Genomic DNA, 19,599 nt, shown 5'->3' on the forward strand with positions numbered 1-19,599 from the left:
TCACTGTATTCTTGGACAGGGGACGATGTTTTTTTTAGATTCATAAGGGTGACTAATTTTATGGTTTTTTAGTCAACCTTTTTCAGGACGAGACATAGATAAAAAATCCCTGCATGGTTTCATACAGGGATTTTCAATTATTTAATCTGATTAGTTGAACTTCTTAAATACTACAGTTGCATTATGCCCTCCGAATCCAAAGGCATTACTCAATGCAAAATTGATATTCTTTTCTTTCGCTTCTCCGAAAACGATATTGATATCCTGAGGAATATTCTCATCAATACAGTGAAGATTGATTGTAGGAGGGATAATCCCATTCTGAATAGCCTTGATCGAAAGAATGGCTTCCACTGCTCCGGCAGCACCCAATAAGTGTCCGGTCATGGATTTTGTTGCACTGATATCAAGATTTTTACTTCCTTTAAAGGCTTTGTTGATCGCTGTTAATTCAATCGTATCTCCAATCGGTGTGGAAGTAGCATGTGGATTAATATAATCAATATCTTCCATATTCGCTCCTGCTTCTTTCACTGCCAGCTGCATTGCTTTAATGGCTCCCACACCATCAGGATGAGGTGCTGTCATGTGATAAGCATCTGCTGTCATGGCGGCTCCTGCTAATTCAGCATAAATTTTTGCTCCTCTGGCAACAGCATGCTCATATTCCTCAAGAACCAGAGCTCCTGAACCTTCACCCATTACAAAACCGTCTCTGTTTACGTCATAAGGGCGGCTGGCTGTTGCAAAATCATCATTTCTTGTAGACATGGCTTTCATAATAGAGAATCCTCCGATGGAAGCCGGAGTGATGGCTGCCTCAGAACCACCGCTGATGATTACTTTTGCTTTTCCTAAACGGATATAATTAAAAGCATCCATCAATGCCGTATTTCCTGTAGCACAGGCAGAAACAGTAGTATAATTAATTCCCTGAAGACCATATTTCATGGAAATCATTCCCGAAGCCATATTCGCGATAAACTTTGGCACAAAGAAAGGATTGAAACGTGGTGTACCATCACCTGCAGCGAAATCCATCACTTCTTTTTCAAAGGTCCACATTCCGCCCTGTCCTGTTCCCCAGATGACTCCTGTATCGAACGGATCCATTTTTTCAAGTTCCAGCCCGGAATCCTGAATCGCTTCCGCAGAAGCATACATGGCATATTGTGTAAACAGATCACTTCTCTTGATTTCGTTATGGTTCAGATATACTTTTGGATCAAAGCCTTTTACCTCACAGGCAAAATGCACTTTAAATTTTTCCGTATCGAAATGGGTAATGAGTCCTGCTCCGCTGACTCCTTTAATACTGTTTTGCCAAAATTCTTCAACATTATTTCCCAAAGGTGTCACAGCACCTAATCCTGTAATGACAACTCTTTTCATATATAGTTACTCTTTTTTAATAGATTAGATTTTCATGAGATAAAAACTGTTTATCTCATGTTTCATTTTAATTACTTCTTTTATCAGCTCATTTTCCACTGCAATATTATCAATTTTCTTTCTCTGCAAACGAATAATCAATCATATTATTTACTACATAATAAAAGAATCTGCTCTTTTTTGAATATGGAATAAGGCTGCTATTACTTTTCCAAAATCATGGTTACTCCCTGTCCACGGGCTGCGCAAATGGATATAAATCCTTTTCCACTGCCTTTTTCATGAAGTAATTTTGCCAGTGTTGCGATAATTCTTCCTCCGGTTGCTGCAAATGGATGAGCTGCCGCAAGGCTTCCCCCTTTTACATTCAGTTTGCTTCTGTCTATTTTTCCGAGAGCCTTTTCCAATCCGAATTTCTTGGCAAGCTCATCATTTTCCCAGATCTTTATGGTGGCCAAAACCTGTGCAGCAAATGCTTCGTGAATTTCATAGTAATCAAAGTCTGACAAATTCATGTCTGCTTTTTTAAGCATCCTCTCTGCTGCAAAAACAGGGGCAAGAAGCAGATCCTGTTTATTTTCAATATATTCTATGGCTGCCAGTTCTGAAAAAGTGATATAAGCTAAAATAGGAAGATTATTGGCTTTTGCCCATTCTTCACTGGCCAGTAAAATTGCTGAAGCGCCATCTGTAAATGGTGTTGAATTTCCTGCCGTTAAGCTTCCGTTCTGTTTATCAAAAGCAGGCTTCAGCTGTGAAAGCTTTTCAATACTGCTATCACGTCTCAGATTATTATCTTTGTCCAGACCAAAAGCTGGAGTAATCATGTCGTCAAAAAAGCCTTCATCATAAGCTTTTGCCATATTCTGATGGCTTTTTAATGCCAGTTCATCCTGTTCTTCTCTTGTTATATTGTAATAATTGGCAGTAATTTCTGTATGTTCACCCATCACAAGACCTGTTTTGGGTTCCTGCCCTTTATAAGGAATGGGCATCCAGTCTTTCAGTTTCGGGCTTAACAACTGTTTCAATTTTCCAAACGCTGACTTTTCTTTATTCGCACGTAAAAGTGCTTTCCTTAATCTTGGTGAAGATTTGAATGGAATGTTGCTCATGGCTTCCACTCCGCAGGCAATGCCGCAATCTATCTGACCCAAAGCAATTTTATTTCCGATATAAATAGCAGCTTCAATTCCTGTATCACATGCCTGCTGAAGGTCACAAGCAGGTGTTGCGGGATCAAGAGTCGTATCCATTACCGTTTCTCTGATGAGGTTGCTTTCAGAGATGTGCTTAATCACTGCGCCACCCGCAACTTCTCCGAGTCTCTTTCCTTTTAAATGATAACGATCTATCAATCCGTTGAGAGAAGCAAGCAGCAGATCCTGATTGTTCTGCTCTGAATAAGAGGTATTCATTCTGGCAAAAGGAATTCTGTTGTATCCTGCAATAGCCACTTTTTTTGTTTCCATATGGTATAATTTATGATGGAAGAATAGTAAGTTCATGATCAATTATGCTGGCGACTTTGTCTAAAGCATGGTTTAGAAAACTCTGATCACCCATCGTTTTTGAAAGCAAAATCCCGCCTTCAATAAGCATGATGAATAAGGAAGCATATTGTTCAGCACTGGCTTTTTTATCAATTTCCCCTTTACGTTGTCCCTCATCGATGACATCTGATATTTTTGTCAACCATTGTTCAAAAGATCTTTTAACCTGATTTTTTAATGCAGGAAAAGAGTCGTCAGCTTCTGTTGCAGCGTTCATCAAAGGGCATCCGCCGTTTGCAAAAACAAACTTCCAGTTTTTTCTGTAAAACTCTACAAATGCGTGAAGCTTATCCAACGAAGTAATGTATTCATCGCCAAAGGAACGGCTGAGGGTTTTGCCTAATAATCCGGCATTGTATTTATAAACCTCAATAGCTACTTCATCTTTGTTTTCAAAATTTCCATAGATGCTGCCTTTCGTCAATCCTGTTGCCTGTGTAATGTCTGACAGCGAAGTGGAAATATAACCCTTGGTATTAAAAAGAGTTGCTGTTTTCTCAATGATATGCTGTTTTGTTTTTTCTGCCTTTGACATTATAAATGTTTAAATATGATGCAAATATACAAAAATATACCACTCGGTATATTTTATTGAGGAAGAATAATTAATTTGCGTGTTTTGGATTTAAGTTTTGGCTGAAGCCAATGGATTCTTTTTAAATTAAAAAAACGGACTTTTAGCCCGTTTCTATTGATATTGAATGAATACTTAAATTAGTTTTCCAAAGTAGCGTTCAATGTAATTTCAAAGTTGAATGCTGCACTCACAGGGCATCCTTCTTCTGCGATTTTAGCAAATTTCTGGAATTCTTCTTCTGAGATCCCCGGAACTTTAGCTGTAAGGGTCAGTTCAGATTTTGTAATCTTTCCGATATTGGGGTCAAGAGTAATGACAGAAGTTGTTTTTAATTCTTCAGGATTGTAACCCGCCTGAGATAATTCGGCATCCAGTTTCATTGTGAAACATCCTGCATGGGCGGCTGCCAGCAATTCTTCTGGGTTTGTCCCTACACCATCTGCAAAACGGCTGTTGAAAGAATATTGAGTCTGGTTTAAAGTTGTACTCTGAGTAGTTAAATGTCCTTTTCCTTCTTTGATAGTACCGTTCCAAACGGCTGTTGCGTTACGTCTCATAATGTTGTTTTTTTGTATTTAGTATTGTCTGATTTTAATGTTACAAAGGTATGTCTGTGACAAGGTATTTTCAATAGATAAAAAGAGCTAAATATTGTACTTTTTTCCCGTAATGTAATTTTTTTTGAAATTTGCGGGAGTGCTTCCTGTTTTATTGGTGAAAAGACGGTTGAAATAAGCCGGATCTTCATAGCCCAGATCATAGGCAATTTCTTTTACAGGTTTGTCTGTATAAAACAGTAATCTTTTAGCTTCCAGTAAAATCCTGTTGATGATAAACTGATTGGGAGACTCCAGATTTAAATTTTTAAATTTATGGGTTAAGGTTTTCGGTGCTATGTGAAGCAGTTCCGCATATTCTGTTACATTGTGTTTCTCTCTGAAATGAATTTCCAGATGCCTGCTGAAATCCCTGAAAATATCAAGTTCACTGCCTGGTATTCTGAGCGTGTCATTATCCAGATTTTGTTTTTTCCACTTTCGGGTAGCGCGTATAATGATCTGTTTTACATAGGTTCTTATCATTTCCTCTGCAGAAGAATCTTTCCCTTCAAGTTCATCCTGAATATTCTGAAACAGAGATTTTATAAGAGTTGTTTCTGAGTCGTCAAGCTCTACAAAAGGAATTTCAAATACATTATGAAAGAGAAGCCCGTCGCAGGCTACTTCTTTATCATGGATCTGGATGCAGTAGAAATCTCTGTTATAGAAAAGAAGGATCAATTCCTCTTTCCCTTTTTGTATGCTTAGATGCTGGTTGGTCAGAAAAAACAAAGAAGGTTTATTTGTTTTATAATGATTAAAATCTACCGTAAGCTCATATCCTGAAGGAATAAAAAATACTTTGATATCAGTTTTGAAATGATTTCCATTAAAGTTCTCCAGATTTTCCGGTGTAAATACTTCCAGTCCGAGTCTTTTATATTGATCTTCAAAAATAAGCTGTTGCGGCATCCTTTAACTTTAGTTTAAAGATACAAAAATGAATGATGTAAGCTGTATTAAATTATTGAAACGCTAATTTCTGATGTCTGACATAAAAATCTGGAATAAATAAATCGGAAATATGTTTTTACATTGATATTATTTTATCATTTTTACAAAGATTTGTATTGTGACCTAATAGTATTAACTTTTTTTCATAACTGCCTGTATGAGCGAATTAGAAAATATTCTGAGAGAAATAACTCCACTATCTCCTGAAGATAGTTTTCTCGTATTTGACAGGATTAAAGCTTCATTCGACTTTCCGTACCACTACCATCCGGAAATTGAAATCAATTTTATTTATAAAGGGAAGGGGTACAAAAGGATGATAGGAGATCATACCGGAGAGATCGGAAATATAGAGCTGGTGTTGGTAGGTCCTAATTTACCGCACTGTTGGGCTAATTACAGATGCAAAAACAGAAAAACCCACGAAATCACCATACAATTCAACCAGGATTTCTTTCAGCAGTCATTAATGGAGAAAAATATTTTGAAACCCATCAATAATCTGATGAAAGACTCCATCAGAGGGATTCTTTTTTCTACAGAAACGGCTGAGAAACTAAAAGATTCGTTTCTCAATTTGTCAAAAATGAACAGTTTTGAATCTTTCATAGAAATTATGAAGATTCTGAATGAATTGGCTGTGGCAGAAAATAAAACACTTTTATCTTCGTATAGTATTGAGCTTGAGTCTTTTGCTGATAATGATAAAATGAAGGTTGTTCATGATTTTGTTCATAAAAATTTTGAGAATAAAATAACGCTGGATAATGTAGCCTCATTGGTGAACATGAGCAATGTGACATTTAACAGGTTTATTAAAAAAAGAACAGGGAAAACATTTGTTAATTATCTTAATGAGATCAGAATCAGTTATGCTGCACGCTGGTTGATGGAAAAAAATCTTACGGTCTTTGAAATTGCTTTCGAAGCCGGGTTTAATAATATTGCGAACTTCAACAAGGTATTTAAGTCCATCAAAAAAACAACTCCAACCGAATTTAAAGAGCAATTCAAAGGAGTTAAAAAGATTGAATAGTACGTATTAAAAATTTACATTTTTCTTTTTTTATCCTATCTGGCGTTCTATAATTCCGTCCAGAAATCTACTTTTTTTGTTAAAATAACGGAATAAATCCCCTTTTTTAATTGTTAGGGAAGTGTTGTATTTTGCTGATATTTAAAGCATTAATAGCTTTTAATTTTGATTGCTGAAAAAATAATATCGTTTTATGATAAAATAGTATTATATCAGACTGACTACAAAATTTAGATTTGTGAATGTGAATTAAATCTTAACAAAACTTTAAATAATTTAATACATAAACGGCAAAGTTTTGCTGAAAGAACAATAATTTTTTTTGTATTAAAAAATAAAGTAATGTCACTGATTCTCAATTAAATCTAACGAATCTATACCTTATGAGAAAAGCAGTTATACCCGTTCTGTTCGTTTTTTCACTTACTGCGAATGCACAGGAGAAAAAAGCGGCCGACACTACGAAGACAACCAGTATTGAGGAGGTCGTAGTCACCTCTTTGGGGATTAAAAGGCAGGCCCGCTCTTTAACGTATTCCAGCCAGCAGATTGGCGGGGATGAGCTTACAGAAGTGAAAACTCCCAATCTATTAAATTCGATCAACGGAAAAGTTTCCAATGTGCAGATCAACAAAACGAATGGTGGTGTAGGAGGTTCTGTAAGAATAGTAATGCGTGGAGATAAGTCTACAAGAAACAGTCAGCCGTTGTATGTTATTGATGGAATTCCGATTGTAAATAATACAAAAGGTCCAAACGTAGACTTTTATTCTTCTATGCCAGATACAGGAGATGTCTTAAGTACAATTAATCCGGAAGATATTGAAAGTATTAATTTCCTAAAAGGAGCTTCTGCGGCTGCATTATATGGCGCAGCTGGAGGTAATGGTGCAGTGTTGATTGTTACTAAAAAAGGAAAAGCAGGTAAAAGTAAATTATCTTTTTCTACAAGTCTTACTCTAGATAATGTATATGATCTTCCCAAGTTGCAAAATTCTTATTTACAGACAATTCCGTATGATCCTACAAAAGGTCAGACAGGATCACAACAAAGTTGGGGTATAAAGGGAGAGTCGAAAGACTATGTTAAAGATTTCTTCCAAACAGGAACTACCTGGGTAAATAATCTTTCTTTTCAGTCCGGAAACGATAAATCAAATAATTTTTTTTCTATTGGAAATACGACTAACTCGGGTGTAATTCCTACTTCATCATTTGATCAATATAATATCAACTTTAGAAATTCAAGCAAATTTCTGGATGATAAATTAACTCTTGATGCCAATTTCATGGGATCCTTACAGAATAGTAAGAATAGACTAACACCAGGCTCATATTATTCACCATTGGTAAATCTTTATTGGCTACCTAGAGGAATTGATTTTGATCAGTTTAGTGGAGAAAACTATGCTTATGAAGATAAAACTAGGTTGTTACCAGCTCAACACTGGTGGGCAATAAAACCAGATGGTAGTTTTAGTGTAGAATCTCAAAATCCATATTGGATTCTTAACAGAAATCCTGTTACTACTAAAAATAAAAACCTTTACAGTGCGATGACACTGAGTTATCAGATTAATCCATGGCTATCTGCTAGGATAAGAGGAAATTATAATTATACTACATCCGATAGCCAGCGAGATGTTGCTGTATTTTCTTTACCAGTTCTTTTGGGGGGTAATAATAATGGAAAAATTTACAAAGATGTTATAGAAAGTTCCTCTACTTATGGAGACTTTTTATTAATAGGAAGTCCAAAAATTGATGAGAATATCTCACTGGACTTTACTGTGGGTGGAAGTATTAATTCACAGAGGTATACATCCAGTAGTATAGAAAATAACCTTCTGGTGGTACCTAATCTTTTTACACCTAATAATCTACAATGGCCAGGCCAAAATGGAAATGGTGTAAGTAACCTTTATTACAGTACAAAAAAACAGACACAATCGGTTTTTGCCAGTGCAAACCTTGGCTATAAAAAATTCTTATATCTTGATCTTACTTTCAGAAATGATTGGGACTCAACATTATCAGGAACAGATAGAATCTCATTTGATTATGAATCTATTGGATTGAATGCTATTCTAACAGAGATTTTTAATATTTCCAAGGCTCTCAATTTCTGGAAAGTAAGAGCGTCTTATGCAGAAGTGGGGAATGGATTGTATGCTAATTTAACAGCGCCAAATATTTATAGATACCAGGTAAATGCTGGTACAGTAATTACTCCTACTTCTTCTCCTGTTACCAATCCTGAATTTTCTGAATTATTTGCCAAACCAGAACTTAATAGAACTTTTGAAGCTGGAACAGAGTTGAGATTTTTCAATAATCGTTTAACTTTTGATTTTACTTATTATAACTCAGTTGTATCAAATCAACTATTACAATCAGTAGAGATTTCTTCCAACTTAGGATTTGGAACAGGAAGATTTGATGTGAATGCAGGAAAAATTCAGAACAGAGGTTTCGAATCTAGTTTATCATACAAAGTATTTTCAGGAGAAAAATTTGGGTGGACTACAGGAGTTAATGCTTCTGCCAATAAGAATACAATCAAAGAATTATTTCCATCGAGATTGCAGATTTCTTTGGATAAAACCTTTGTTCTTAATGGAGGGGGATATAATAGGCTAAAAGTAGGAGGCTCATTCGGGGATATTTATGGATCAGTATTTAAAAGAGACGGTCAAGGAAGAATTATTGTAGATGCAGATGGAGTGCCATTGAGAGATGAAAATCAGGTACAGTATCTTGGAAATCCAAACCCTAAATTTATTCTTGGTTTTAATAACTCTTTCAATATAGGCAAATTAGGGATCAGCTTCCTTATTGACGGTAAGTTCGGAGGAAAAGTATTAGGATACACTCAAGCTAAAAATGATCAATTTGGAGTAAGTAAAATAACAGCTGACGCACGTGATAAGGGAGGTGTATCAATTTCAAATGCAGTATATGAAAACGGAACACCTTATACAGGGCTAACCGATGCTGAAAAGTATTATTCCAAGGTAGCGGGGTCAATTGATGAACCTTATATGTATAAAGCAACAGCAGTCCGTTTAAGACAAGCTTCTATTTCATACACGTTTGATGTACATTCAAAATATATGGAAAATGCAACTGTAAGTTTAATTGGGAGTAATCTATTCTTTTTCTATAAAGATGCTCCTTTTGATCCAGAACAGGTATCTGGAGTTAATCCAGGAGGTGTGGGGATTGACATGTTTGGTATGCCAATTACCAGATCAATTGGTTTATCATTAAAAGCTAACTTCTAAAAGTAAAAAAATGAAAATATATAATATTAAACTTATAGCTTTCAGTGTATTAATTTCGTTTTCTTCATTGAGCTGTACTAATGATTTCGATAATTATAATCAACAATATCTTGGAGGACCCGAAAATTTTAATGCGGACTTTACACAAATAGTAAATCCTTTGAAATTAATGCAAAGAAACCAACAAAGTCCTACGAACTGGATTTATCAACTACAGACTAATCTTAATGCAGATATGTACAGTGGCCTATTCAGTACAGCAACCCCATATAACGGAGGTAGAAATAATACTACTTATTTTATGATGGACGGTTGGAATGAAAGGATCATGATGACACAACTTGAAGATGTTTTTGATAAATCGAAAACTATTAATACAGTTATTCATCAAAACTATTCGGGAATAAATTTTACAGCAACTCTTGCACTTGCTAAAATTCTTAAGGTAATCTCAGCTAGCAAGGTATCGGATGCCCATGGTCCTATTATCTACAGTAAGTTTGAGACTCCAAATTCTAATGGGATTACCGATTTTGATTCACAGCAGGAGGCTTATAATAATTTTATTGCAGATCTCACTTCTGCTATTTCAGATTTGCAAAAAACACCAGGTGTAGAAGACAAAACTGTACTTACTAAATCAGATCTTATATATGGAGGAAATCTTGCTAATTGGGCAAGATTGGCCAATTCTTTAAAATTGAGGTTAGCAATGAGAATGAGTTATGCTGATCCTGTGAAATCAAAACAATATGCAGAAGAAGCTTTAACCTCTTCAGTAGGATTGATTGATGATAACTCAGCAAATGCATTAGTAAGCTATGGAGGAGCGTCTCCTCTTAATGATATCATTTATTCCTGGGGAGATTGTAAGATCGGAGCGCCATTGATGGCTTTTATGAATGGATATGCTGATCCAAGAATTTCTGCTTATGCAAAACCTGCAACAGACCCTGCTGCACTAGGTAAATATATAGGAGTAAGACAAGGGGTTGATTTGAATGGAAGTAAAGATCGTTACGGAGATTTTTCTCAGCCTATAGCTGCAGCTGCAACAGGAGATTATTTTTCAATAAGTAATGGTAAAAATAAGATATTTACTGCAGCAGAAATCTGGTTTCTCAAAGCCGAAGCAGCTATAAGAGGTTATGTTGGCGCCGGAGATGCAGGGACAAATTATAACAAAGGTATCGAGATGTCATTTGCAGAATGGGGGAAAAGTAGCGCTTATGCAACCTATGTTGCTGATGCAAGCTCTACAGAATCTCCTTATATAGATCCTAAAAATTCAGCAAATAATATCTTAACAGGAAACCCAATGTTAAGTACAATTACTATAAAATGGAATGATGGTGATGTTTTTGAGAGAAAGCTGGAAAGAATCATAACTCAAAAATGGATTGCCATTTATCCTGACGGTTCTGAGGCTTGGGCAGAACAAAGAAGAACCGGATATCCAATTATATTCAGAAATGTTCTAAATGACAGTCAGGGGACAATCAATACTAATACTATGATTAGGAGAATACCTATCCCAACTAAATACAGGAATAACACATTAAACTATCCCCAGGCTGCACAAATGCTGAACGGACCTGATACCGGAGGTACAAAGCTTTGGTGGGATAAGAAATAAAAAATATTCAGAATCACTCATTAATAAAGAGACATCTCAACATCAGATTTTTATTTGATACATTCATTAAGGCAGGAGAATAGAGTAGAATCTCCAAAAAATTTATAGTTTCGTTTTTTAGCCTGAATGAATGTTTGAGATGTTCTCTTTTATTTGGAATCTTATTTTTAAATATGGGAAAAAACAACTCCGTAACCCGTCGGATTCAGCCAATTCTCTGGATTTCTACATTATACTTTGCAATGGGTGTTCCCTTTGTAACCATTAATGCGGTTTCAGGAATTATGTATAAAGACATGGGGGTTTCGGATTCGCAGATTACATTCTGGACAGCTCTTATCCTGTTCTCATGGACGTTAAAACCACTTTGGAGTCCGTTTTTGGAGATCTATAAAACAAAAAAGTTCTTTGTTATTTCTACTCAGTTTGCGATAGGAATTCTGTTCGCATTAGTAGCCTTAAGTCTTCCAATGCATGATTTTTTCAAATACAGTATTGCGCTTTTTGCAGTAATAGCATTTTGTGGAGCGACCCATGATGTGGTAGCAGACGGAACGTATATCGGGTTTTTGACCAATAAGGAGCAGGCAAAATATATCGGCTGGCAGGGTGCTTTTTACAATCTTGCCAAGATTATAAGCAGTGGAGCATTAGTTTATTTCGCAGGTGTTTTAGAAAAAACAAAAGGAGTTACCCATGCCTGGATGATCATTATGGTGATTTATGCATTACTCTTTTTGGGATTGGCTGTTTATCACTATTTCATTCTGCCAAAAGAAAACAAAGAAGAGCAGAAAGATGAGAAAACGGCCGGAAACGTTCGTCAGGAACTATTGGAAGTCATTACCTCTTTCTTCACCAAAAAGAAAATTCTGTGGTGTATACTCTTCATTATTCTGTACCGTTTTGCAGAAGGATTTGCCATCAAAATAGCTCCTTTATTTTTTAAAGCTCCAAGAACCTCAGGAGGATTGGGATTATCTACTTCAGATATCGGACTTATTTACGGAACATACGGTTCTGCAGCATTTATCCTTGGATCCGTATTGGCAGGATATTTTATCTCAGCCCGCGGACTGAAAAGATCTTTGATATGGCTATGCTGTGCATTCAACATTCCATTTGTGGTTTATGCATTATTAGCGAATTATCAGCCAGCGGACCTTTTGCCGGTAGGAGTTGCCGTAGTTGTGGAATATTTCGGATATGGATTTGGTTTTGTAGGGTTAATGCTCTACATGATGCAGCAGATTGCACCCGGAAAACACAAAACGGCACATTACGCATTTGCAACAGGAATTATGAACCTTGGTGTAATGATTCCCGGAATGATCAGTGGAACGATCAGCGACTGGATCGGATACAAAATGTTCTTTATCTGGGTGCTGATTGCTACCATTCCTGCTTTTTTGGCCACTTTATTCGTTCCTTTCCCTTACCCTGAAAATCAGAAAGAACAATAAATCAACTCATAATAATTAAAAATAAAAAGTAAAAAATACTTTATGACAGCTCAATCAGTAATGATCCCCTGGCAGGATCGCCCGGAAGGTTGCAATGATATCATGTGGAGGTTTTCCGAAAACCCGATCATTAACAGATACGCGATACCAACATCCAACAGTATATTCAACAGTGCCGTGATTCCTTTTGAAGACGGATTTGCCGGAGTATTCCGTTGTGACAACAAGGCAGTACAAATGAATATTTTTGCTGGTTTCAGTAAAGACGGAATCAATTGGGATATCAATCATGACCCTATTGAAATGCAGGAAGGAAATACGGATATGATTGAATCCGATTACAAATATGATCCCCGCGTAACCTTCATTGAAGACCGCTACTGGATTACATGGTGCAACGGTTACAATGGTCCTACCATCGGAATTGGGTATACTTTTGATTTTAAAGAATTTTTTCAGTGTGAAAATGCCTTTCTTCCATTCAACAGAAATGGTGTTTTGTTCCCTGAGAAAATCAATGGTAAATATGCCATGCTGAGCCGTCCTAGTGATAACGGACATACGCCTTTCGGAGATATTTATATCAGCTACAGCCCTGATATGAAGTACTGGGGTGAGCACCGCTGCGTGATGAAAGTAACGCCTTTTGAAGACAGTGCATGGCAGTGTACAAAGATCGGAGGTGGGCCTGTTCCTATCAAAACAGAAGAAGGATGGCTGCTTTTCTATCATGGAGTGATCAATACCTGCAGAGGATTCAGATATTCAATGGGAGCAGCTTTGCTTGATCTTGAAGACCCTACAAAAGTATTGTACAGAACGAAGCCTTACCTCTTGGCTCCGGCCGAATCATATGAATTGACAGGAGATGTACCGAATGTGGTTTTCCCTTGTGCAGCATTGACGGAAGGGAACAAAGTAACAGTATATTACGGTGCTGCTGATACCGTAGTTGCGATTGCCTTTGGATACATCTCAGAAATCATTGATTTTATGAAAAAGAATTCAATTTAATACAGTAATATAAAGTTTAGGGAAATAGGTTAATCATCTTAATTTTTCCGTTTTCTGGGAATTTTATAATGGTTTTCCTATTTTTAAACCAGCTTTTAAACAAAAAAATCTCCGATATCTCTCTTATCATGAAAAAAGAACTGCTCATCTGCTTTTTTACAACCCTGATTTCTGTAGCGAATGCCCAGCAAAATAAAAACGATGTTTTATCCTGGGTAGATCCTTTTATTGGAACAGGAGGCCACGGACATACATTTCCGGGGGCAACTACGCCATTCGGGATGATACAGCTGAGTCCGGATCAGAATACGAAAAGTGGCGACTGGGACTGGTGTTCCGGATATCACTACAGCAGCAAAACGATCATGGGATTCAGTCATAACCATTTGAGCGGAACAGGATGGGCCGACCTTGGAGATATTCTGATAATGCCTACGGTAGGACAGCTAAAAATGGTTCCCGGATCTGAAGAAAATCCTGAAACAGGCTATCGTTCAAAATTTACCCATGATAAAGAAGTAGCGTCTCCGGGATATTATTCCGTAATGCTGGACAGCTATGGAATTAAAGCAGAGCTTACCGCTTCCCCAAGAGTCGGATTTCATAAATATACTTTCCCGAAGAGTAGTGAAGCCAATATCATTATTGATCCTACCAACAAAATCTTCGGAAATATCTATCATACTTTAGTGAGTGTGGAAGGCAATAATAAAATCAAAGGTTACTGTTACAGCAACGGCTGGGGAGGTAAACGGTTTGCTTACTTCGTGATGGAGTTTTCCAAACCGTTTAAGTCTTACGGTGTATATGCTGACGGAAAAATCAAAAATGATGAAAAAATTGCCCTTGCCAAGGATGCTAAAGCTTTTGTGAGATTTTCAACGGAAGATAAGGAAAGTATAGAAGTAAAAGTATCTTTATCTCCCGTGAGTACAGAAAATGCACAGGAAAGCTTCGATACTGAAGCTAAAAATATAAACTTTGCACAAGCAAAAGAAACAGCACAAAAGACATGGAGAGATCTGATCGGCAGATTCCAGGTAACAGGAGGTACAGACAATCAGAGAAAAATTTTCTATACTGGGGTTTATCATACATTCATTGCACCGAATTTATATATGGACGTGAATGGAGACTATGTTGCCGCTCAGGAAAACATGAATACCAAATGGTTCACCAATTACAGTACCTATTCTTACTGGGACGGGTTCAGAGCAACGCATCCATTACTGACTATTATGGATCAGAAACATACAAAAGAATTTGCCAATTCTCTGATCAGCAGATATACAGATCGTAAAGATCACATGCCAATCTGGGAGCTTTGCGGATATGATAACTTCTGTATGCTAGGATATCACAGTGCCTCGGTAATCTGGGATGCCATTTCAAAAGGAGTTCCGGGTATTGATGCAGAAAAAGCATTTGCTGCTATGAAAGACGCTTCTCTTACTGATAAAATGAGCAGCAGCGATGGAGGCGGCGGTCTTAACGATTATATTAAATTAGGTTATACTCCTTCAGAGAACGGAGCTTCTGTTTCTGCAACATTGGAATATTCATATGACGACTGGTGTATTCAGCAGCTTGCTGAGAAATTAGGTAAAAAAGAAGAATCAGAAGTGTATAAAAAACGTTCTATGAACTTTCTGAATACCTTCAATAAAGAAAATAATCACTTCTGGCCAAGACAGAAAGACGGAAAATTCTTAGCAGATTTCAAGCTTAATGACTGGAAAAAGCTGCAGCCCCACTGGGTTTCCGGAAACATCTGGGCTTATGATTTCTTTGTTCCTCACCAGATTGATGAAATGATGAATCTATACGGCGGAAAAAAAGGATTTGAAGAAAAACTGGATAAAACCTTCACAGAAGCACTTCATATGGAAGGAGAACAACATGTTGATATCTCAGGATTCATCGGATCTTTAGGATTCGGGGATGAGCCTGGACATCATGTTCCATACCTGTACAACTATGCAGGAAGTCCTTACAAGACTCAGAAAATGGTAAAATATATCCGCGACAATATGTATGCAGCTAAACCTGATGGAATCGTTAACAATGAAGACTGCGGTCAGATGTCAGCGTGGTATATCTTCTCATCATTAGGATTCTATCCTGTGACACCGGGGAAACCTGTTTATGCCATCGGAGCCCCACAATTCCCGAAAGCTTCTTTAAAGCTTGAAAATGGAAAAACATTCACCGTAATTGCAGACAAAATATCTGACAAGAATATCTACGTACAGAAAATGTTCCTGAACGGAAAAGAATACAAAAGCTGGGAGTTAAATCACAGCGATATCATGAACGGTGGTGAATTGAGATTCGTAATGGGAAGCAAACCTGTAAAATAAGACTCATAAAAATAAACGAAACAAAGTATCAATGGAAAGGAGAAATTTTATTAAAACAAGTGCGCTGGCAGGAGCCGGATTGCTGTTTACTCAGAATGTTTTTGCTAAAAATTTAGTGCTGGACGATTTTCCTGTTGTCCGTGTTCCTAAAGATAAAAGACATTTTACCAGCGAATCCGTAGAAAGTGCTATTGCAGCGTTTAAAAAGAAAGTAAAAAACAAAGAGCTGAGCTGGCTTTTTGAAAACTGCTTCCCGAATACATTAGATACTACTGTTTACTATACAGAAACCAGCGGAACACCGGATACCTATGTGATCACAGGGGATATTGATGCCATGTGGCTTCGTGACAGTTCCGCACAGGTTTTCCCTTATCTGCAGTTCTCAAAAAAAGATGAAAAACTTCATAAGCTGATCTCAGGAGTAATCCACAAACAGACTACCTTCATCCTGAAAGATCCTTATGCCAATGCTTTCTATAACGACGACCAGAAGATCAGTAAATGGAAAGAATATGACCACACCGATATGAAGCCGGGCACCCACGAAAGAAAATGGGAAATCGACTCGCTTTGCTATCCTATCCGTCTGGCCTACCACTTCTGGAAAACAACAGGAGATACAAAACCTTTTGATGCCAACTGGCTGAAAGGAATTAAACTTACCCTGCAGACCTTTACAGAACAGCAGAGAAAACATGATCTGGGACCTTATAAATTCGAGCGTACAACGGCTTGGGCTACAGACGGAGTTCCTATGGGAGGATATGGTTATCCAACGAAACCTGTGGGATTGATCAGCTCTATGTTCCGTCCAAGTGATGATGCTACCATCTACGGATTCCTGATACCTTCCAACTTATTTGCAGTGGTAAGCTTACGTCAGGCTGCAGAAATGGTGGCTGAGATTAAAAATGAAAAAACATTGGCTCAACAACTGAACAGCCTTGCTGATGAGGTAGAGGCAGCCATCAAAAAATACGGAATTTACAATCATCCTGAATTTGGAAAAATATATGCTTTTGAAGTGAATGGCTTCGGAAGCTACAATCTGATGGATGACGCGAACTGTCCAAGCTTGCTGGGACTGCCTTATCTGGATGCGGTGAAAGCTGATGACCCTGTTTATTTGAATACAAGAAAATTTGTGTGGTCAGAAAACAACCCGTTCTTCTTTAAAGGTAAGCTGGCAGAAGGGATAGGAGGTCCGCATATCGGATTGGACATGATATGGCCAATGAGTATCATCATGAAGGCACTCACTACGAAAGACAAAAGTGAGGTCAAATGGTGCATCAATACTCTTCAGAAAACGCACGGAGGAACAGGCTTTATGCATGAATCCTTCCATAAAGACAATGACAAAAAATTCACCAGAGAATGGTTTGCATGGGCCAATACCCTGTTTGGCGAATTGTTATGGAAAACCTTTAACGAAAACCCGGAGCTACTGACATAGCCAACCTTTTTATATCGCTTATTCATCTGAGATTCCTTCCCGAAAATGGAGGTGTCAGGGGATTGCTATATAAAATTCACACACCAAAAACACCTTAAAAAAATTATACAATGAAAAAAAAATCCATCTTTACCGCACTGATTGCCATGATGCTTCAGACCGGTTCTCTGATGAACGCACAACAGCTTAATCCTACAGGAATATGCTACGTGGAAGTGAATAATAACAACCTCCTGAATGCAGGAGCGTACAAACTGCAGACATCGAACAGCTACCTGTTCAATGTGGTGAATATTTTTGCGGCCAATATTAATTATGATACCAGCCGTGGAAGAGCTTATTTGTATTCCAATAACAACGTTACAAAGGTTCTTACCAATGCAGATACCTATATAAAGCCGCTTCAGCAAAAAGGAATTAAAGTAGTATTGACTATTTTAGGGAATCACCAGGGTGCTGGGATCTGTAATTTTCCTACCCGCGAAGCCGCAAAAGACTTTGCATTACAGCTTGCCAATACAGTGAACACTTACGGTCTTGATGGAATTGATTTTGATGATGAATACTCTGAATACGGAAATAACGGAACAGGGCAGCCTAATGACAGCTCTTTTGTAATGCTTGTTCAGGAGTTAAGAGCATTGTTACCAAATAAAATTATTTCATTTTATTATTATGGCCCGGCTGCTTCAAGACTTTCCTGGAACGGAGCCAGAGTAGGAGACAACGTTAACTACAGCTGGAATGCGATGTATGGAACATTCTCCGCGCCTAATGTACCTCCGCTTACCAAAGCACAGATCTCTCCGGCAGCGGTGTGGATGGGAAATACTTCCAATTCTACAACAACCAGTCTGGCAACTCAGACCAAAAATGGCGGATACGGAGTATTTATGTGGTATGATCTGCACGGAACCAATGAAACGGCACAACTTTCAGCAGGAACTCAGACATTGTATGGACAGCCGACCGTTTTAAGCGGTACTTTACAATCCTGGACACAAGGCACAAACTGTGATGCACCTATCGGATTGTACACAAGCAATCTTACCGGAACAAGCGCAAAACTAAACTGGGCAGCCGTAGGAACCAATACCTATGATGTTGATTATAAACCAGCTTCTTCAACCACATGGACGAATGCCGTATCTGCAACAAGTGCCACTTCTGTAACTATTTCCGGATTAACAGCTAACACCGAATATGACTGGAGAATCAGAACCAACTGCAGCGTGAAAAGCGCTTATATGTTTGCTCCAAGATTTGCAAGTACTTCAGGAACAACGCCTACAGGTTCTTATGCTCTGTCTCTGGATGGAACCAGTGAATCAGGAGCCGCCGGAAATATGAATCTAAGCGGTTCTGCATTGTCTTTTGAAGGATGGATAAAACCTTTGTCCTTCAAATCTGCTTTCCCATATATTTCCTCTATCATGGGAACGGAGGTAAGCGACAGCAATTCTGCATTCTTACGATTAGGAGATGCCAGCCTGGCTAATAATAAACTCCAGTTTGTGGTAAGTATTAATAATGTACAGCAAAAACTGGCTTCTGCAACTGCTTTGAATGCCAATACCTGGTATCATGTAGCAGCTACTTATGATGGAGCCAATATGAAATTGTACATCAACGGTGTTTTGGATGCCACTAAAACACAAACCGGAAGTGTGAATTCAACAGGTGCATTCAACGTAGGATATTTATATAACATATCAAGGAATTTCAATGGAAAAATAGATGAGGTAAGAGTTTGGAAGCGCGCATTAAGCCAGACGGAAATCAGCCAGAAGATGTGTAATGTATCTGTTCCGGCAACTTCACTGGCTGCTTATTGGAAGTTTAACGAAGGAAGTGGCTCTACTGTTCAGGATACTTCAGGGAATGGTGTGACTTTAACATTGACAGGTGTTGATGCTTCTAATTGGGGAACAGATATACCATGTACAACTGGAAGTTCAGTATTAGCAAGAACTGCAGGGCAAAAAGCGATAAATGCAGGAGAGACAAACCTTAAAAATCAAATCAAATTATATCCTAATCCGGTAAGCAAATCTTCACTATTGACAGTGTCTGTTCCGGATGAATACAGCAAAGGAAAATTGACAGTTTATGATTTTAACGGAAGAATTGTAGATACAAAATCCCTGAATTCAGGAGATAATCAATATGAATTGAGCAGAATTCCGGCAGGAAATTACATCGTTCAGTTTGAATCTCATGATGGAAGCCTGAAACAATCTGAAAAACTAATTGTAAAATAATAACCCATTTC

The 19,599-nt window shown here is 37.7% G+C and carries 13 protein-coding genes; 8 read left to right on the forward strand and 5 right to left on the reverse strand.

Annotated elements, in window-relative coordinates:
- Positions 1–150: 150 nt before the first annotated feature.
- The 5 genes from fabF to BW946_RS20045 all read right to left on the reverse strand — a co-directional run bounded on the left by fabF (position 151) and on the right by BW946_RS20045 (position 5,033).
- Positions 151–1,392, reverse strand: coding sequence for a beta-ketoacyl-ACP synthase II (gene fabF, locus BW946_RS20025; RefSeq protein WP_076597861.1), 1,242 nt, complete (start codon positions 1,390–1,392; stop codon positions 151–153).
- A 203-nt stretch (positions 1,393–1,595) separates the two neighbouring features.
- On the reverse strand, positions 1,596–2,864 hold the full coding sequence (locus BW946_RS20030; RefSeq protein WP_076597862.1) for an acetyl-CoA C-acetyltransferase: 1,269 nt from the start codon (positions 2,862–2,864) through the stop codon (positions 1,596–1,598).
- Positions 2,865–2,874: 10 nt separating this feature from the next.
- Positions 2,875–3,480: a TetR/AcrR family transcriptional regulator gene (locus BW946_RS20035; RefSeq protein ID WP_076597863.1), complete on the reverse strand. Its 606-nt coding sequence runs from the start codon at positions 3,478–3,480 to the stop codon at positions 2,875–2,877.
- A 179-nt stretch (positions 3,481–3,659) separates the two neighbouring features.
- Positions 3,660–4,079, reverse strand: a complete 420-nt coding sequence (locus BW946_RS20040; protein ID WP_002982623.1) for an OsmC family protein — start codon at positions 4,077–4,079, stop codon at positions 3,660–3,662.
- Between the two features lie 87 nt (positions 4,080–4,166).
- Positions 4,167–5,033 carry a helix-turn-helix domain-containing protein gene (locus tag BW946_RS20045; RefSeq protein WP_076597864.1) on the reverse strand — a complete coding sequence of 289 codons (867 nt, stop codon included), beginning with the start codon at positions 5,031–5,033 and terminating at the stop codon, positions 4,167–4,169.
- A gap of 199 nt (positions 5,034–5,232) precedes the next feature.
- Between BW946_RS20045 and BW946_RS20050 the strand changes: the two genes are divergently transcribed.
- The 8 genes from BW946_RS20050 to BW946_RS20085 all read left to right on the forward strand — a co-directional run bounded on the left by BW946_RS20050 (position 5,233) and on the right by BW946_RS20085 (position 19,588).
- Positions 5,233–6,111, forward strand: a complete 879-nt coding sequence (locus BW946_RS20050) for an AraC family transcriptional regulator (protein ID WP_076597865.1) — start codon at positions 5,233–5,235, stop codon at positions 6,109–6,111.
- Positions 6,112–6,494: 383 nt separating this feature from the next.
- The gene (locus BW946_RS20055; RefSeq protein ID WP_139326051.1) at positions 6,495–9,395 is read left to right on the forward strand and encodes a SusC/RagA family TonB-linked outer membrane protein; all 2,901 of its coding nucleotides are present in this window, start codon (positions 6,495–6,497) and stop codon (positions 9,393–9,395) included.
- Between the two features lie 10 nt (positions 9,396–9,405).
- On the forward strand, positions 9,406–11,031 hold the full coding sequence (locus tag BW946_RS20060; RefSeq protein ID WP_076597866.1) for a SusD/RagB family nutrient-binding outer membrane lipoprotein: 1,626 nt from the start codon (positions 9,406–9,408) through the stop codon (positions 11,029–11,031).
- Positions 11,032–11,204: 173 nt separating this feature from the next.
- Positions 11,205–12,494, forward strand: coding sequence for an MFS transporter (locus BW946_RS20065; RefSeq protein WP_076597867.1), 1,290 nt, complete (start codon positions 11,205–11,207; stop codon positions 12,492–12,494).
- 42 nt (positions 12,495–12,536) lie between these two features.
- On the forward strand, positions 12,537–13,508 hold the full coding sequence (locus BW946_RS20070) for a glycoside hydrolase family 130 protein (RefSeq protein ID WP_076597868.1): 972 nt from the start codon (positions 12,537–12,539) through the stop codon (positions 13,506–13,508).
- 128 nt (positions 13,509–13,636) lie between these two features.
- On the forward strand, positions 13,637–15,868 hold the full coding sequence (locus BW946_RS20075) for a GH92 family glycosyl hydrolase (RefSeq protein WP_076597880.1): 2,232 nt from the start codon (positions 13,637–13,639) through the stop codon (positions 15,866–15,868).
- A gap of 31 nt (positions 15,869–15,899) precedes the next feature.
- On the forward strand, positions 15,900–17,327 hold the full coding sequence (locus BW946_RS20080) for a glycoside hydrolase family 125 protein (protein ID WP_076597869.1): 1,428 nt from the start codon (positions 15,900–15,902) through the stop codon (positions 17,325–17,327).
- A 110-nt stretch (positions 17,328–17,437) separates the two neighbouring features.
- Positions 17,438–19,588: an endo-beta-N-acetylglucosaminidase H gene (locus BW946_RS20085; protein WP_076597870.1), complete on the forward strand. Its 2,151-nt coding sequence runs from the start codon at positions 17,438–17,440 to the stop codon at positions 19,586–19,588.
- Positions 19,589–19,599: the final 11 nt, after the last annotated feature.

It is taken from the genome of Chryseobacterium sp. RU33C (assembly GCF_900156015.1).
Classification (GTDB): domain Bacteria; phylum Bacteroidota; class Bacteroidia; order Flavobacteriales; family Weeksellaceae; genus Chryseobacterium; species Chryseobacterium candidae.

What these genes read in the sequence shown, in the direction of transcription:
- BW946_RS20080 (WP_076597869.1), top strand. Translation starts at nt 15,900, where the DNA reads ATGGAAAGGAGAAATTTTATTAAAACAAGTGCGCTGGCAGGAGCCGGA.
- fabF (WP_076597861.1), bottom strand. Translation starts at nt 1,392, where the DNA reads ATGAAAAGAGTTGTCATTACAGGATTAGGTGCTGTGACACCTTTGGGA.
- BW946_RS20075 (WP_076597880.1), top strand. Translation starts at nt 13,637, where the DNA reads ATGAAAAAAGAACTGCTCATCTGCTTTTTTACAACCCTGATTTCTGTA.
- BW946_RS20045 (WP_076597864.1), bottom strand. Translation starts at nt 5,033, where the DNA reads ATGCCGCAACAGCTTATTTTTGAAGATCAATATAAAAGACTCGGACTG.
- BW946_RS20070 (WP_076597868.1), top strand. Translation starts at nt 12,537, where the DNA reads ATGACAGCTCAATCAGTAATGATCCCCTGGCAGGATCGCCCGGAAGGT.
- BW946_RS20055 (WP_139326051.1), top strand. Translation starts at nt 6,495, where the DNA reads ATGAGAAAAGCAGTTATACCCGTTCTGTTCGTTTTTTCACTTACTGCG.
- BW946_RS20040 (WP_002982623.1), bottom strand. Translation starts at nt 4,079, where the DNA reads ATGAGACGTAACGCAACAGCCGTTTGGAACGGTACTATCAAAGAAGGA.
- BW946_RS20085 (WP_076597870.1), top strand. Translation starts at nt 17,438, where the DNA reads ATGAAAAAAAAATCCATCTTTACCGCACTGATTGCCATGATGCTTCAG.
- BW946_RS20035 (WP_076597863.1), bottom strand. Translation starts at nt 3,480, where the DNA reads ATGTCAAAGGCAGAAAAAACAAAACAGCATATCATTGAGAAAACAGCA.
- BW946_RS20065 (WP_076597867.1), top strand. Translation starts at nt 11,205, where the DNA reads ATGGGAAAAAACAACTCCGTAACCCGTCGGATTCAGCCAATTCTCTGG.
- BW946_RS20060 (WP_076597866.1), top strand. Translation starts at nt 9,406, where the DNA reads ATGAAAATATATAATATTAAACTTATAGCTTTCAGTGTATTAATTTCG.
- BW946_RS20050 (WP_076597865.1), top strand. Translation starts at nt 5,233, where the DNA reads ATGAGCGAATTAGAAAATATTCTGAGAGAAATAACTCCACTATCTCCT.
- BW946_RS20030 (WP_076597862.1), bottom strand. Translation starts at nt 2,864, where the DNA reads ATGGAAACAAAAAAAGTGGCTATTGCAGGATACAACAGAATTCCTTTT.